Origin of the sequence: Ramlibacter sp. (genome assembly GCA_019635435.1) — a bacterium.
Lineage (GTDB): Bacteria > Pseudomonadota > Gammaproteobacteria > Burkholderiales > Burkholderiaceae_C > JAHBZM01.
In genome coordinates this window covers 3,299,736-3,314,944 of the sequence record JAHBZM010000001.1, presented here as the reverse complement: position 1 = coordinate 3,314,944, position 15,209 = coordinate 3,299,736, and the positions used below count along the sequence as shown (strand labels likewise).

Sequence of the window (15,209 nt, the reverse complement as noted above, 5' to 3'; positions counted from 1 at the left end):
GAATGGCATGTCCGGTTCCGGCGCGCCGGAACCACCGCGCCCGCCTACGCTACCGGTCCAACCTGAAAGCACCACCTTGCACCCAGACCCCCTTGTTCCGCCGCCGGACGCGCCCCTGGCCGCGGCGGATGCCCTGGCCGACTTGCCCGGCGACCTGGACGCGCGGGGCTGCGCCTTGCTCCCCGGCCTGCTGGCCGCCCAGGATTGCGTGGCCCTGGCCGCCCTGTATGCCGAACCCCGGCACTTTCGCAGCCGCGTGGTGATGGCACGGCACGGCTTTGGCCGCGGCGAGTACCAGTACTTTGGCTACCCGCTGCCGCCGCTGGTGCAGGCCCTGCGGGCCCGGCTGTATGACGCGCTGGTGGACCTGGCCAATGCCTGGCACGCGCGGATGGGCCTGCCCGTGCGCTTTCCGCCGACCCACGACGCCTTTCTGGCGCGCTGCCATGCGGCCGGGCAGACCCGGCCCACGCCGCTGCTGCTGCAGTACGGCGAGGGTGACTACAACTGCCTGCACCAGGACCTGTATGGCGAGCATGTGTTCCCGATCCAGGCCACGGTGCTGCTGTCGCGTCCCCGTGAGGACTTCACCGGCGGCGAATTCGTGCTGACCGAGCAGCGCCCGCGCATGCAGTCGCGCGCCGAGGTGGTGCCGCTGGCGCAGGGCGATGCCGTGGTGTTCGCGGTGCACCAGCGGCCCGTGCCTGGGCAGCGCGGCAGTTACCGCGTCAACCTGCGCCACGGCGTGAGCCGCGTGCGCTCAGGCCGGCGCCAGACGCTGGGGCTGATCCTGCACGACGCGCTTTAGCGCGCCGCCAGCTGCCGCGGCGACGAAGGGCCTGAATCACCGGCCGCCTGCGGCGTGTCCCAGCCCCCGCCCAGGGCGCGGATCAGGTCCACCGTCGACTGGTATTGCGCGGCCCGCACCTGCAGGGCTTCGCGGCGGTTTTGCAGCTCGCTGCGGCGCGCGTCCAGCAATTCGAGCTGGCTGACCATGCCATTGCGGTAGCGCGAGTCCGACAGCAGCGTGGCGCGTCCCGCGGAGGCCACCGCGCGGTCCTGGGCCTCGCCCTGTTCGTGCAGCCAGCGCAGCGCGGCGAGCTGGTCTTCCACGTCGCGAAAGGCCGTCAGCACCTGGCCGCGGTAGGTGGCCAGGGCTTCGTCGAGCCGCGCCTGGGCGCCCTGCACGCCGGCTTCGCGCCGGCCCCCGTCAAACAGCGGCAGGGCCAGCAGCGCGTTCACGCTCCAGGCGCGGGCCGACCACTTGAACAGGTCGCCGAGTTCGGGCGAGGCGTAGCCGCCCGCCGCCGTGAGCGACACGCTGGGAAACCACGCGGTGCGGGCCACGCCCAGCCGGGCCTGGGCGGCCAGCAGGGCGCTCTGGGCGGCGGACACATCCGGGCGGCGCGCCAGCACGGTGCCCGGCACGCCCGGGGGGATGACGGGCAGGGTGGTGGTCCACTCGGCCACGGGCAGCGAGAAATCGGACGCGGCCGCGCCCAGCAGCAAGGCCAGCGCATGTTCCAGCGTGGCCCGGCGGCGGTCCAGCGCCAGGCCCTGCGACTCGGTGGACGCCAGCTCGGTTTGCACCCGGGCCACATCCAGCTCGGCCACGTCGCCGGCCTGGTAGCGGCGTTCGGTCAGCCGCAGCGTGTCACGGTAGGCCTGCACGGTCTGGCGCATCAGCGCGCGCTCGGTATCGGTGGCGCGCAGCGCCAGGTAGGTGCGCGCCACATCGGCCTGCACCAGCAGGCGCGTGCTTTGCAGCAGGGCCTCGCGGGCCTGTGCGTCCAGCCCGGCCGCGTTGCTGGCACCGGCCAGCCGGCCAAACAGGTCCACTTCATACGACAGCGTGGCACCGGCCTGGGTCAATGTGGTGGGCTGTGCGCCACCGGCCGTGCCCGCGCCGGCCTGACGCGAGGCGCCGGCGCCCAGGCCGATCTGCGGCAGGCGGTCGGCGTCGGCGCTGCGCAGCAGCGAGCGGGCCTGGGCCAGTTGCGCGGCCGCCTGGCCGATGCGGGTGTTGTCCAGGCTGGCGCGTTCGACCAGCCCATCGAGCACCGGGTCGGCAAAGGCCTTCCACCAGGTGCCGCGGTCGCGGCTCTCGGCGGGCGCGGCGATGGTCCAGCGCTTCTGGTTCTCCTTGAAGTTCAGGGGCGTGGGTGCTGCCTTGGGGGCTTCGGGGGCGGGCGCGGTGGCGCAGCCGGCCATCACCAGCGCCGCCATCAGGGGCAGCAGCAGGCGGCGGCGTGACAAGGTGCTTGAAAAAGTCATCGTGGCATCTCCTGGATGAACGCAAGTCATTCGTGGTGGCCCAGTGGCGCGGCGGGCAGGGGGCGGGCCGTCGGGCCGCCGCCGGCCAGCGCAGCGGGCACCATCGGCGCCGCAAAGTCATGGGCATCGGGCACGGTGCCGTGCAGGCGCAGCGGGCGATTGCCCGCGAGCCGGCGCAGCACCACGTAGAACACGGGGGTGAGGAACAGGCCAAAGGCGGTCACGCCAATCATCCCGGCGAACACCGCCACGCCCATGGCCTGGCGCATCTCGGCACCGGCGCCGGTGCTCAGCACCAGCGGCAGCACGCCCATCACAAAGGCCAGCGAGGTCATGAGGATGGGGCGCAGCCGCAGGCGGCTGGCCTCGATGGCCGCCTGCACGGGGGTGCGCCCGGCAAACTCCAGCTCGCGCGCGAACTCCACGATCAGGATGGCGTTCTTGGCCGACAGCCCGACCAGCACCATGAGCCCGATCTGGGTGAACACGTTGTTGTCGCCGTGGCTGAGCCAGACACCGGTCATGGCCGCGAGCAGGCCCATGGGCACGATGAGGATGATGGCAATGGGCAGCGTCAGGCTTTCATACTGCGCGGCCAGCACCAGGAACACCAGCAGGATGGCCAGCGGGAACACCCACACGGCCGAGTTGCCGGCCAGGATTTCCTGGTAGGTCAGCTCGGTCCACTCGTAGCTGATGCCCACCGGCAGGGTTTCGGCGGCAATGCGGGCCACGGCCGCCTGCGCCTGGCCGGACGAATAGCCCGGCGCCGGCCCGCCATTGATGTCGGCCGACAGGTAGCCGTTGTAGCGCATGGCACGCTCCGGCCCGAAGCTGGGCTTGATGTTCATCAGCGCCGACAGCGGCACCATTTCGCCGGTGGCCGAGCGCACCTTGAGCAGGCCCACATCCTCGGCGCGGGCGCGGTAGGGTGCGTCTGCCTGGACGCGGACCGAGTAGGTGCGGCCAAACTTGTTGAAGTCGTTGGCGTACAGGCTGCCCAGGTAGATCTGCATGGTGTCGAACACGTCGGTCACCGACACGCCGAGCTGGCGCGCCTTGGTGCGGTCGATGTCGGCATACAGCTGCGGCACGTTGACCTGGTAGCTGGAGAACAGGCCGGCCAGCTCGGGCGTCTGGTAGGCCTTGGCCATGAAGGCCTTGAGCGCGCCGTCCAGCGCCTCGTAGCCCAGCGAGCCGCGGTCTTCCAGCTGCAGCTTGAAGCCGCCCGTGGTGCCCAGGCCCTGCACGGGCGGCGGCGGGAACATCATGACGAAGGCGTCCTGCAACTGCGCGAACTGCGCGTTCAGCTGGCCGGCAATGGCGCCCGCGCTCTGGTCCGCGCCGCGGCGCTGGTCAAACGGTTTGAGCGTGGCGAACACGATGCCCGCGTTGGAGCTGTTGGTGAAGCCGTTGATCGACAGGCCGGGGAAGGACACCGCATGCTCCACGCCGGGCTGCTTGAGCGTGATCTCGCTCATGCGGCGGATCACGTCCTCGGTGCGGTCCAGCGTGGCGCCGTCGGGCAGCTGGGCAAAGCCGATCAGGTACTGCTTGTCCTGCGCCGGCACGAAGCCGCCGGGCACCAGCTTGAACAGGCCCACCGTGGCGCCGGCCAGTACCAGGTACATGGCCAGCATCAGGGTCTTGCGCGAGATCGCGCCTTTGACCCCCGTGCTGTAGGCGGCCGCGCCGCGGCCGAACAGCCGGTTGAAGCCCGCGAAGAAGCGGCCCAGCACCCGGTCCATGCCGCGCGTGAGCGCGTCACGCGGTGCGTCGTGGCTCTTGAGCAGCAGCGCGGCCAGGGCCGGCGACAGCGTGAGCGAGTTGATGGCCGAGATCACCGTGGAGATGGCGATGGTCAGCGCGAACTGCCGGTAGAACTGTCCCGTGAGCCCGCTGATGAAGGCCAGCGGCACGAACACCGCAATCAGCACCAGCGCAATCGCAATGATCGGCCCCGACACCTCGCGCATGGCGCGGTAGGTGGCCTCGCGCGGCGACAGGCCCGACTCGATATTGCGCTCCACGTTCTCCACCACCACGATGGCGTCGTCCACCACGATGCCGATGGCCAGCACCAGCCCGAACAGGCTCAGCGCGTTGATCGAGAAGCCGAACAGGTGCATCACCGCGAAGGTGCCCACCACCGAGATCGGCACGGCCAGCAGCGGAATGATGGAGGCGCGCCAGGTCTGCAGGAACAGGATCACCACCAGCACCACCAGCGCGATGGCTTCCAGCAGGGTGTGAATCACCGATTCGATGGAGGCGCGCACGAACTGCGTGGGGTCGTAGACGATCTCGTAGTCCACGCCCTGCGGCATGGTCTTCTTGAGCTCGGCCATGGTGGCGCGCACGTTGTCGGAAATCTGGATCGCGTTGGAGCCCGGGGCGGCGAAGATCGGCACGGCCACGGCGTCCTGGTTGTCCAGCAGCGAGCGCAGCGAGTAGCCCGAGGCGCCCAGCTCCAGCCGCGCCACGTCGCGCAGGCGGGTCACGGCGCCATCGGCGCCGGCCTTGACGATGATGTCGCCAAACTCTTCCTCGCTCTTGAGCCGGCCCTGGGCGTTGATGGACAGCTGCAGGTCCACGCCCTTGAGCCCGGGCGAGGCGCCCACCACACCGGCGGCGGCCTGCACGTTCTGCTCGCGGATGGCGCGCACCACGTCACTGGCCGAGAGGCCGCGCTGGGCCACCTTCTGCGGGTCCAGCCAGACGCGCATGGAATAGTCACCCGAGCCGAACAGCTGCACATCACCCACGCCGGGCACGCGGGCCAGCCGGTCCTTGACGTTGAGCAGCGCGTAGTTGCGCAGGTAGGTCATGTCGTAGCGGTGGTTGGGCGACAGCAGGTGCACCACCATCGTGAGGTCGGGCGAGCTCTTGATGGTGCTCACGCCCAGGCGCCGCACCTCCTCGGGCAGGCGTGCCTCGGCCTGGGCCACGCGGTTTTGCACCAGCTGCTGGGCCTTGTCGGGGTCGGTGCCCAGCTTGAAGGTGACGTTGAGCGTCATCAGGCCGTCGGTGGTGGCCTGGCTGCCCATGTAGAGCATGCCTTCCACGCCGTTGATGGCTTCTTCCAGCGGCATGGCCACGGTCTCGGCGATGACCTTGGGGTTGGCGCCGGGGTAGTTGGCGCGCACCACGATCGACGGCGGCACCACCTCCGGGTACTCCGACACCGGCAGGCCGCGCAGGGCGATCAGGCCGGCAATGAAGATCAGGAACGAGAGCACGCCGGCAAAGATCGGCCGGTCGATGAAAAATTTGGACAGATTCATGTGGTTTTCCTCCTCATGCCCCATGGGCTCAGGACTTGGCCGCCTCCGCGGCGCTGGCCTGCATTTCAGGCTTGGTCTCCATGCTCACCGGCTGCGGCTGCACCAGCGCGCCGGGGCGGATGTGCTGCAGGCCGTTGACCACGATGCGCTCACCGGCCTTCAGGCCGCTGGTGACCACGCGCAGGCCGCCCGAGGGCGCGCCCAGCGTGACCTCGCGGTACTCGGCCTTGTTGTCGGCGCCCACCACCAGCACGAATTTCTTGCTCTGGTCTGTGCCCACGGCGCGTTCATTGACCAGCAGGGCATGCGCCGTCTGGGCCTGGCCCATGCGGATGCGGGCAAACTGGCCGGGCATCAGCGCGCCGTCCTTGTTGTCGAAGGCCGCGCGCACGCGGATGGTGCCGCTCTTTGCATCCACCTGGTTGTCGATCAGCTGCAGCTTGCCGTGGTAGGGCGTGCCCGCCATGGCGGCCGTGCCGATCTGCACCGGAATGCGCTCGAGCAGCGCGCGCGCGCTGACGCCGCTGCCCTGCAGGCCCTTGAGCGCGCGGGCCACGACCTGCTCGTCGGCATCAAAGCTCGCGTAGATCGGGCTCACCGAGACCAGCGTGGTCAGCACGGGCGCCCCGGGGCCGGCGGCCACCAGGTTGCCCACGGTGATTTCAAGCCGGCCCACGCGGCCCGACACCGGGGCGCGCACCTGGGTGTAGCCCAGATTCAGCCGCGTGGACTGCAGCGCAGCCTGGGCCGCGCGCAGGTTGGCGTCGGCCTCGCGCTGGGCATTGAGCCGCTCGTCGTATTCGCGCTGGGCAATGGCGTGCTCGGCCAGCAGCCGCTGCGAACGCTCCTGCTCGCTGTGGGTGTGGGTGACGCGGGCCTGCGCGGCGGCCACCTGGGCTTCGGCGCGCTCCACCTCGGCGGCATAGGGCGCCGGGTCGATGGTGATCAGCAGGTCGCCCTGGCGCACCAGCGCGCCTTCGCGGAAATGCACGGCCTGCACGGCGCCGGCCACGCGCGAGCGCACATCCACCCGCTCCACGGCCTCCAGCCGGCCCGAGAACTCGTCCCAGGCCGCGACTTCGCGCTCGGCGACGGTGGCCACCGACACCGGGGTGGCCTGGGGCTCGGCCGGGCCGGCGCTGGCCTGGGCGGTTTCGCCGTGCAGGGTGATGACGCCCGCGGCCAGCGTGCTCAGAGTCGCCACGGCGGCGGCGAGGGTCCAGAGCTTGCGGCGCGGAGTGAAGGAGTGGCTAGGCTGTTTCATGGTTTTTTCCTTTGTGAGGGATGAGCAGGGCCGCCCCGGCGTGTTGCACCGGGTTGGCGGGAGAGTGGGGGAACGGGTGGGCCTAGGAAGGCGGCGGGGGCGGCCGCGACGCGCCGAAGAAGGCGCGCAGGTGCTGCTGCACGGCCGCGCTGCAGGCGCATTCGTCGCTGGGGGGCTCACCCAGGGTGTCGGGCCAGCCCGTGCGGTCGTCGAGCACGCCACTGGTCACGGCAATGCCGGCCTTGCGCAGCCGTTCGGCATAGGCAAGGGCCTCGTCGCGCATGGCGTCGTCGGCGCCGGTCAGGACCAGCGCGGGCGGCAGGTCAGCCAGGCGCTGGGCATGGGCGGGCACCGCATAGGGGTGCTCGGCGTCCATGGGCCCGCGCAGGTAGTGCTGCCAGCCGTCGGCCCACTTGCAGCCGGTGGCCTCGCCCATGGCTTCGCGCTGCGAGGGCATGGCCGTGCAGGGGTCGAGCATGGGCGCGACCAGGATCTGCCCGGCCAGCGGCGGGTGGGCGCGGTCGCGCGCCACCATGGCCACCGCGGCCGCCAGGTTGCCACCGGCTTCCTCGCCGGCCACATACACGGGGGCATCCTTGCCTGCGAGCTTGTGGCGGTGCTTGTAGACCCACTCAACGCCCGCATACGCCGCTTCCACCGCCTGGGGGAACGGGTGGGCCGGCGCCAGCGGGTAGGCCAGCGACACCACCACGGCCCCCGCGCCCGCCACCAGCTGGGCCAGGCAGGCGCCGCAGTCCAGGCTGCCGGCCACGAACGCGCCGCCATGCAGGTGCAGCACCAGCGGCACCGCCGCGCCGGCGGGCTTCTTGCCGTAGATGCGCACGGCCAGCGGCGCGCGCCCCGGCAGCACGAGGGTGCTGTCGGTGACGCGCAGTGCGGGCAGGGGCGGCTTGGGAGTCATGGTGTGGACTATAGGCACACCTGGCGTGCGGATAAACACCCCTCCTGCCAGTTCTATGTTTCTTCTGCGGGAACAATCCGCCACTTGAAACCCGGAAAACAAGGACAGAGGGAATGGACCAGCTCCAGTCAATGAGGGTATTTGTGCGGGTGGTGGAGGCCGGCACCTTCACGCGCGCGGCGGAGTCACTGGATTTGCCCAAGGGCACGGTGACCAAGCTGGTGCAGCACCTGGAGGCGCGGCTCAAGGTGCGCCTGCTCAACCGCACCACGCGCCGCGTCACCGTCACGCCCGACGGCGCCGCCTATTACGAGCGCACCCTGCGCGTGCTGAACGACCTCGACGACATCGAGGCCAGCATGAGCAATGCCCAGGCCAACCCCAGCGGACGCCTGCGCGTGGACGTGGGCACCTCGGTGGCGCGGCTGGTGATCATTCCGGCGCTGCCGGGCTTTTACCAGCGCTACCCCGACATCCAGCTTGACCTGGGCGCGAGCGACCGGCCCGTGGACCTGATCAGCGACAACGTGGACTGCGTGATCCGCGGCGGTGACCTGGTGGAGCAGTCCCTGGTGGCGCGGCGCATCGGCAACATGGAACTGGTCACCGTGGCCACGCCCGCCTACCTGGAAAAGCACGGCGTGCCCGGGCACCCCAGGGAGCTGGAACAGGGCCACGCCACCATCAATTTCTTTTCGGCCCGCACGGGGCGGATGTACCCGCAGGAGTTTGAAAAGGATGGCGAACTGATCGAGATCACCGGCCGCTACAGGCTGGCGCTGAACGACAGCAACGCCCATCTGGCGGCGGTGCTCACGGGCCTGGGCATCACCCAGACCGTGCGCTTCGCGGCGGCCCCGCACATCGCCAATGGCGAGCTGGTGGAACTGCTCACCGACTGGCCCCGCGCGCCCATTCCCATCCACGTGGTGTACCCACCCAACCGACACCTGAGCGCCAAGGTGCGGGCCTTTGTGGACTGGGCGGCCGACCTGTTTGCCAAGCACCCGCATTTGCAGCGCGGTTGAGGCATTTGAGGGCCAAAAAGGCCTGGAGTCCATGGCTGGCGGGCACTGTGTGCTACTGAAAATGTAGCAATCAAGTCCCTGCCTGGCGATGCGGCACTACCGGAATGCGTGCAGATCGTCAAAAAGGTACGAGAGATAGGCGCTTCGGGTTGAAGCGTCGGCGCACTCAATCAGCAAGCCTGCGCACCGCTCGCGCACCAGCACGTTGGCGGCAAGCCAGTCATCGAGCGGTACGCCCGCCCTCTGAGCCAGCAAGCCCGGCAGGAAAGCAATGTCGATCCGATGGCGTTTCCCGGCGGTTGGGGCAGGGGACCGGTTGGTCGAGATGTTGTACCAGGTGACGTAGCGGTCCGGGACGGCCGGCTTCGTGACGGAAGCCCTGATGCGATCCCGCAGGCCCGGAGCACTTCCAAAAGGAGGTTGATGGTCTCCGAACCACGCCAGAACAGCGGGCCTGGAAGACCCAAGCACGGCGTCCCGGGTTTGGTTGTAGGCCGCTTCAAACTCCCTTGTCCTCCAGACATAGTCCGCAAGATTGGCCTTCTCGCTGTCTGGTCCCGCCGTGGCCTGTGCTGCATCCCTGATCGGCGCCGGAACCCGCTGCATTTCCACGCCATGCTCACCATGATTGAAGATCGTCACCGCCATCAGGAAGACGGGCTTTCCGTGTTGCCGCGCGGCGTGAAGCGCCTTGACCGCGGCCTCGTGAATCACCGCATCAGGCGTGTCGTACGTGCCGGGGATGCCAAGGTCGCTGGCGTCCAGAAACTCGTCGAAACCGTACCCTTCATAGGCCTTGCGGGCATTCATCATCCCGCCGCGGACCGGGTAGATGGCAACGGTGTGATACCCGGCCGACTTGAGTGACCGGACAAACGACCGGTTGACATCTGGCGCGATATTGAAGGGCGCAAATTCTCCTGCACGACCAAAGATTGAATGAGGGAGTCCTGTTTCAAGCGCGAATTCCGACAGCCAGGTTCCGCCTCCCTGGATGTGCACACGCAATTCGCCGTCATCGGTTGTTTCGGCCCGCGCTTCGAACAATCCAGACTGGCAAAGAGCCGGCGGGCAGCCGCTGATGGCCGCCGGATTGAACTGACTCTCCTGGAGGAACAGGACAATATCGGCGGGTGTTGGGGACGCGCCAGGTCCCGGTGAAAGCGCCCGGACCTCCTGCGCGAACTGCCGGGTGTCGACCTTGTGATACGCCGCCTTGGGCTGAATGTGAAGCGTGGACAGGAATGTCGAAACCGGCGTGTGCGTCACCGATGCCGAAAAATGCCAGGGGTTGGTCAGGCTTTCGACCCGGGACGCCTCCTCCAGTTCGTAGCCGCACCACAGCGCAATGCCACATGCCAGCCCGCGCGCCAGGGCGCGGTGATGGCGTGGGGTGTGGGAGTGCCCTGCAATGGCGGGGCGATCCATCCGCCACACACCGACGGCGACACCCGTGGACACCAGCAGCGCGATACCCGCGTACATCAGGAGCGTGGGCTGGCTGGTAAACACCCCCACGTTGTCGCTGAACTGCAAAAAGAAGTAGCGCACGTCCTGCCAGGTCAGGACAGATCCGGCAAAGCGCTGCTTCAACTCGACGCTCTGCAGGAACAACCCGAACAGGGCACCGCCGGCAAGTACGGAAAAGAGCGGTCTGCCTGACACGGCAAGCAGGCCGAGGACGAGAACCGCCAGCGCCAGCGGCCCGACTGCGGGCTCCCCGAAGAATGCCGCGCCAACGTGGGCGCCGAGAAAAAGAGCCGCGTCAAGAAAGCGGCGGCGGACAAAATAGCCCATGGCGCCAACAGCCAGAAGCAGCCATGCTGGCATCATCTTGAGCAGATAGAGCTGGGGCGCGATCAACAGGACCAGCAGGAGCAGCGCAACCCCTGCCAGGACAAGGCCCCACCGGGGTCTGGCTCGAACCGGGAATTGCCGCATGGCCTACCGATAAGTCCACACCGATGCGGGCGGGAGGCTCATGGCAACAAAGCTGCTGCGAAAACCGACCCGAAAGCCGACCTCCTTGAGGGGGTCGGTCCATCCGTAGGTATAGAGAACGCAAAACCTGATCAGGCCGTCTGCATATTTACGGGCCAGCAAGCGCTTGATCTCCATGCCATGGGGGTTGTTCAGCAGAGGAATGGAGGTCACGATCCCGACCGGCTCCGTCAGTCCGAGCAAGGTGTTTGTGGCGCATTGGGTGCGCACTTCGAGATTGGGAAATTGCTGCCTCAGGCCGGCCGCCCATTCTTCATCCTGCTCCACAAGAATGGGATTCAAAACGCTGATGGTTCGGGTCAGGGCGCCCGTACCCGCGCCGAGTTCAAGGAGCTTGAACGGAAGGCCGTGATCGCCGACAAAGGCCGGTTGGTGCCGATAGGCCTGCTGCGTGGCTCTCGAAATTTTCTGTGCGAGTTGGCGAGTTGCAGGTGCCAATGCCCCGATCCGTTCGGGATCGCGCAGGAACTTCTGGAAAAAGGCATATCGATTTTTTAACACTTAGCCATTCCTGCTCCCAACCATGTACCTGAAAATTCTATCGGCTGATTGTGTCCTGTTTGCCAAACACCCGCATTTGCAGCGCGGGTGAGGCATTTGAGGGCCAAAAAGGCCTGGAGTCCAGGGTTGGCGGGCACTGTGTGCTACTGAAAATGTAGCAAACCAGGCGTTCCAGCTTGGCCCCGCCCCGTCCAGTTCCCCCAGAAACCCACCGGCTGTCACCATCGCCGCCATGGACCGCCTGATCGTGCTGGACGCCGGGCGCATCGTGGAGGAAGGCGACCACCGCAGCCTGCTGGCGCAGGGCGGGCTGTATGCGCGGCTGTGGGCGCATCAGAGCGGCGGGTTTCTGGGGGAGACGGATGAGGAAGACGCTGCACTTGAGTTGGAAGTGAGGGGGTAGTCCCGCCTTCTCCGGTGCAATGGCTCACGCGGAATGCCGCTTCACCACAGGTGCATGTTGCGCCATCAGCGCAGCCACCCAGTCGATGAACACGCGCAGCTTGGCGCTGACACGCCGGTTTGGCGGGTAAGCCACATAAAGCGGCATGGGGTCGCAATGCCAGTCTTCAAACAAGGACATCAGTTCACCACGGGCCAGGTACTCCTTGCACATGTACTCGGGCAACCACAGTATGCCCAGGCCCGCCAGCCCAGCCGCAAGGTAGGCATTGCCATCGTCCACAGCAAGCATGTAGCGGCCCCGTACCTCGACGCGCTCCTCACCGCGGTACATGACTTGGGGCGCGGTCTTGCCCCCGCGCGACCACAGGAAGCCCACGATGCGATGGTCCGCGTCGTGCAAGGCCTGCGGGTGCGACGGTGTTCCCGCGCGCGCCAGATAGCCCGGTGCAGCGCAGGCCCGAAGTTGCAGGTCGCCCACTTGGCGCGCCCTGAGGGACTGGCTGGCGACGTGGCCCCCACGCACGACGCAATCCACGCTCTCGTCAATCAGGTCCACCCTGCGGTCACTCACCCCCATGTCGATCTGAATGTCGGGGTAGCGCGTGTGGAATGACGGCAGCGCCGGAATCAGGATCATGCGGGCCAAGGGGCTGGGTACATCCACGCGCAGCCGGCCACCAGGGACTGCGGTGGCGCTTGAAAGGCTGGTCTCGGCGTCGTCCATGTCGGCCAGCAGGCGCTGCACACGCTCGTAATAGGCCGCGCCATCGGCGGTGACGTTGACTTTGCGCGTGGTGCGGTTGAGCAGCTTGACGCGCAAGCGGGCCTCCAGTTGCTGCACCAATTGGGTCACGCTGGTCTTGCTCATGTGGAGCGTGTCGGCGGCCTTGGTGAAGCTGCCGGTCTCCACCACGCGGGCAAAGGCCTGCATGGCGTCAAAACGGTCCATCTTTGCTCCAGGTGCTGGCTGATTGTTTGGATTTTACAAACAGTGCTGCTCAACCTTGCCTGTTTATCCCGGCCACACACTTTTCTACAGTGCATTCAGCGTCGGCACACCGTCGATAGCAAACACCTCAAGGAACCCTTCATGAACTCACGCGATGTTGTTTTTCCCCCTGGGCGCCAGGCACTGTATGACAGGAACCGCTATTCCCCGGCCATCCGCTCCAACGGCCTTCTGTTTGTTTCGGGGCAAGTCGGCAGCCGTGAAGATGGCTCGCCCGAACCCGACCTGGCCGCGCAGGCGCGGCTTGCGTTCGACAACCTCAATGCCGTGCTGGCAGCGGCAGGCTGCACTTTTGACGATGTGATTGATGTCACCGTCTTCATCGTTGACCCTCAGGCCAACTTCGACACCATCTGGAATGTGATTCCAGCCTACTGGGGCGACGCGCCCCACCCCACTCTGACGGGCGTGGGCGTGACGTGGCTCTACGGCTTCCAGTTTGAAATCAAGGTGATTGCCAAGCTGCCAAAGGGGCAGTGACGCCGCTTCCAGGAGCCGATGGGGTTTGAAGCCCGGCAGGCCCATGGCGCCCATGCGCTGCATGGCCGGGCGCGAACCTCGCGCAGTTCGCCCCTCCATGCGCGAAAACGATTGGTGACGCGGCATTCCGCGTGAGCCATTGCACCGGAGAAGGCGGGACTACCCCCTCACTTCCAACTCAAGTGCAGCGTCTTCCTCATCCGTCTCCCCCAGAAACCCACCGCTCTGATGCGCCCACAGCCGCGCATACAGCCCGCCCTGGGCCAGCAGGCTGCGGTGGTCGCCTTCCTCCACGATGCGCCCGGCGTCCAGCACGATCAGGCGGTCCATGGCGGCGATGGTGGACAGGCGGTGGGCAATCGCGATCACGGTCTTGCCCTGCATCAGGGTGTTCAGGCTGGTCTGGATCGCGGCTTCCACCTCGGAGTCCAGCGCGCTGGTGGCTTCGTCCAGCAGCAGGATGGGCGCGTCCTTCAGCATCACGCGTGCAATGGCGATGCGCTGGCGCTGCCCGCCCGAGAGCTTGACACCGCGCTCGCCCACATGGGCGTCATAGCCGTTGCGGCCCTGCAGGTCGGTCAGCCCGCCGATGAAGTCGTGCGCCTCGGCGCGCCGCGCGGCGGCCACCATGGCATCGTCGCCCGCGTCGGGGCGGCCATAGAGGATGTTGTCGCGCATCGAGCGGTGCAGCAGCGAGGTGTCCTGCGTCACCATGCCGATGTGGCTGCGCAGGCTGTCCTGCGTGACGTGGGCAATGTCCTGCCCGTCAATCAGGATGCGCCCGCCCTCCAGGTCATGAAAGCGCAGCAGCAGGTTGACCAGCGTGGACTTGCCCGCGCCGGATCGGCCGATCAGGCCGATTTTTTCGCCGGGGCGCACGGTGAGCGACAGGCCGTCGATCACCGGGCGCTTCTTGCCGTAGCTGAATCGCGCCTGCTCGAACCGCACCTCGCCGCGCGGCACCTGCAGCGCGGTGGCGTCCGGCGCATCAACCACCACGCGCGGGCGGGTCAGCGTGCTGATGCCGTCCTGCACGGTGCCGATGTTCTCGAACAGCGAGGTCATCTCCCACATGATCCAGTGCGACATGCCGCTGATGCGCAGCGCCATGGCCGTCACCGCCGCCACCGCGCCCACGCCGATCTGCCCCAGCGACCACAGCCACAACGCCGTGGCCGTCACGGCAATGATCAGGCCCACCACCAGTGCGTGGTTGACGATCTCGAACGCGCTGACCAGCCGCATCTGGCTGTAGCCCGTGGCCATGAACTCCTGCATGGCCGCGCGCGCAAAGTGCGCCTCGCGCTGGGTGTGCGAGAACAGCTTGACGGTGGAGATGTTGGTGTAGGCATCGGTGATGCGCCCGGTCATCATCGAGCGCGCATCGGCCTGGGCCTTGCCGATGCGGCCCAGCCGCGGCACAAAGTAAACCACCGAGGCCGCGTACAGCACCAGCCAGGCCATCAGCGGCCACAGCAGCCGCGCATCAAAGCCCGCGGCCAGCACGGCAATGGTGATGAAGTACACGCCAATGCCCACCATCACGTCGGTGGTGGTGAAGATCATCTCGCGCACCGACAGCGCCGTCTGCATCACCTTGGTGGTGATGCGCCCGGCGAACTCGTCGGAGTAAAAGGCCATGCTCTGGCCCAGCATCAGCCGGTGGAAGTTCCAGCGCAGGCGCAGCGGGAAGTTGATGGCCAGCGTCTGGTGCTTGACGATGGTCTGCAGCGCAATCACGCCGGTGCTGGCCACCAGCACGGCGGCCAGCAGGCGCAGCGTGTTGCCCTGCTCGGCCCAGAGCTGGCCCGGCTGCACATGGCCCAGCCAGTCCACCACGTGGCCCAGCATGGCAAACAGCATGGCCTCATAGGCGGCAATGGCCGCGCCCAGCAGCGCCAGCGTGGCGATGTAGCCGCGCAGCCCGGCCGTGCAGGCCCAGACGAAGGCAAGGAACCCCTTGGGCGGCAGGGTGGGTTCGGCCTCGGGGTAGGGGTGAAGGAGTTTTTCGAAAAGGCGAAACAAACAGGCTCCGGTGGGG

At 67.5% G+C, this 15,209-nt stretch carries 11 protein-coding genes and 1 pseudogene; 4 read left to right on the top strand and 8 right to left on the bottom strand.

Translation table 11 applies throughout. The annotated features are described in order from the left end of the window. Nucleotides 1–7: 7 nt before the first annotated feature. Nucleotides 8–808, top strand: coding sequence for a 2OG-Fe(II) oxygenase (locus KF796_15945; protein ID MBX3588126.1), 801 nt, complete (start codon nucleotides 8–10; stop codon nucleotides 806–808). On the opposite strand, the gene KF796_15940 is transcribed toward KF796_15945, so the two are convergent. The 4 genes from KF796_15940 to KF796_15925 all read right to left on the bottom strand — a co-directional run bounded on the left by KF796_15940 (nucleotide 805) and on the right by KF796_15925 (nucleotide 7,744). After that, nucleotides 805–2,274: an efflux transporter outer membrane subunit gene (locus KF796_15940; protein ID MBX3588125.1), complete on the bottom strand. Its 1,470-nt coding sequence runs from the start codon at nucleotides 2,272–2,274 to the stop codon at nucleotides 805–807. The genes KF796_15945 and KF796_15940 overlap by 4 nt on opposite strands. A 26-nt stretch (nucleotides 2,275–2,300) precedes the next feature. Continuing rightward, on the bottom strand, nucleotides 2,301–5,558 hold the full coding sequence (locus KF796_15935) for an efflux RND transporter permease subunit (GenBank protein ID MBX3588124.1): 3,258 nt from the start codon (nucleotides 5,556–5,558) through the stop codon (nucleotides 2,301–2,303). A 28-nt stretch (nucleotides 5,559–5,586) separates the two neighbouring features. Then, entirely contained in the window at nucleotides 5,587–6,822 is a 1,236-nt protein-coding gene (locus tag KF796_15930; protein ID MBX3588123.1) for an efflux RND transporter periplasmic adaptor subunit, read from the bottom strand. 82 nt (nucleotides 6,823–6,904) lie between these two features. Further along, nucleotides 6,905–7,744 (bottom strand): alpha/beta hydrolase, encoded by an 840-nt coding sequence (locus KF796_15925; GenBank protein ID MBX3588122.1) that lies wholly within the window; start codon nucleotides 7,742–7,744, stop codon nucleotides 6,905–6,907. A gap of 113 nt (nucleotides 7,745–7,857) precedes the next feature. Here KF796_15925 and KF796_15920 point away from each other — a divergent pair, with 113 nt between their 5' ends. Beyond that, nucleotides 7,858–8,772 carry a LysR family transcriptional regulator gene (locus KF796_15920; GenBank protein MBX3588121.1) on the top strand — a complete coding sequence of 305 codons (915 nt, stop codon included), beginning with the start codon at nucleotides 7,858–7,860 and terminating at the stop codon, nucleotides 8,770–8,772. A 96-nt stretch (nucleotides 8,773–8,868) separates the two neighbouring features. Here the strand turns inward: KF796_15920 and KF796_15915 are convergent, their stop codons facing one another. Both KF796_15915 and KF796_15910 read right to left on the bottom strand, forming a co-directional pair. Beyond that, nucleotides 8,869–10,713, bottom strand: coding sequence for a sulfatase-like hydrolase/transferase (locus KF796_15915; GenBank protein ID MBX3588120.1), 1,845 nt, complete (start codon nucleotides 10,711–10,713; stop codon nucleotides 8,869–8,871). Between the two features lie 3 nt (nucleotides 10,714–10,716). Next, a complete protein-coding gene (locus KF796_15910) occupies nucleotides 10,717–11,274 on the bottom strand; it encodes a hypothetical protein (GenBank protein MBX3588119.1) in 558 nt (185 codons plus the stop codon). Nucleotides 11,275–11,494: 220 nt separating this feature from the next. On the opposite strand from KF796_15910, the pseudogene KF796_15905 reads away from it, so the two are divergent. Then, a pseudogene (locus KF796_15905) lies at nucleotides 11,495–11,677 on the top strand (hypothetical protein). 24 nt (nucleotides 11,678–11,701) lie between these two features. On the opposite strand, the gene KF796_15900 reads toward KF796_15905, so the two are convergent. Further along, the gene (locus KF796_15900) at nucleotides 11,702–12,628 is read right to left on the bottom strand and encodes a LysR family transcriptional regulator (protein MBX3588118.1); all 927 of its coding nucleotides are present in this window, start codon (nucleotides 12,626–12,628) and stop codon (nucleotides 11,702–11,704) included. Between the two features lie 141 nt (nucleotides 12,629–12,769). Between KF796_15900 and KF796_15895 the strand changes: the two genes are divergently transcribed. Further along, entirely contained in the window at nucleotides 12,770–13,168 is a 399-nt protein-coding gene (locus KF796_15895; GenBank protein ID MBX3588117.1) for a RidA family protein, read from the top strand. A 159-nt stretch (nucleotides 13,169–13,327) separates the two neighbouring features. Here the strand turns inward: KF796_15895 and KF796_15890 are convergent, their stop codons facing one another. Further along, nucleotides 13,328–15,193, bottom strand: a complete 1,866-nt coding sequence (locus tag KF796_15890; GenBank protein MBX3588116.1) for an ABC transporter ATP-binding protein — start codon at nucleotides 15,191–15,193, stop codon at nucleotides 13,328–13,330. Nucleotides 15,194–15,209: the final 16 nt, after the last annotated feature.

Bases quoted from the DNA above. Each gene is read 5' to 3' on its own strand.
- KF796_15945 (MBX3588126.1), top strand. From the start codon at position 8: ATGTCCGGTTCCGGCGCGCCGGAACCACCGCGCCCGCCTACGCTACCG.
- KF796_15940 (MBX3588125.1), bottom strand. From the start codon at position 2,274: ATGACTTTTTCAAGCACCTTGTCACGCCGCCGCCTGCTGCTGCCCCTG.
- KF796_15935 (MBX3588124.1), bottom strand. From the start codon at position 5,558: ATGAATCTGTCCAAATTTTTCATCGACCGGCCGATCTTTGCCGGCGTG.
- KF796_15930 (MBX3588123.1), bottom strand. From the start codon at position 6,822: ATGAAACAGCCTAGCCACTCCTTCACTCCGCGCCGCAAGCTCTGGACC.
- KF796_15925 (MBX3588122.1), bottom strand. From the start codon at position 7,744: ATGACTCCCAAGCCGCCCCTGCCCGCACTGCGCGTCACCGACAGCACC.
- KF796_15920 (MBX3588121.1), top strand. From the start codon at position 7,858: ATGGACCAGCTCCAGTCAATGAGGGTATTTGTGCGGGTGGTGGAGGCC.
- KF796_15915 (MBX3588120.1), bottom strand. From the start codon at position 10,713: ATGCGGCAATTCCCGGTTCGAGCCAGACCCCGGTGGGGCCTTGTCCTG.
- KF796_15900 (MBX3588118.1), bottom strand. From the start codon at position 12,628: ATGGACCGTTTTGACGCCATGCAGGCCTTTGCCCGCGTGGTGGAGACC.
- KF796_15895 (MBX3588117.1), top strand. From the start codon at position 12,770: ATGAACTCACGCGATGTTGTTTTTCCCCCTGGGCGCCAGGCACTGTAT.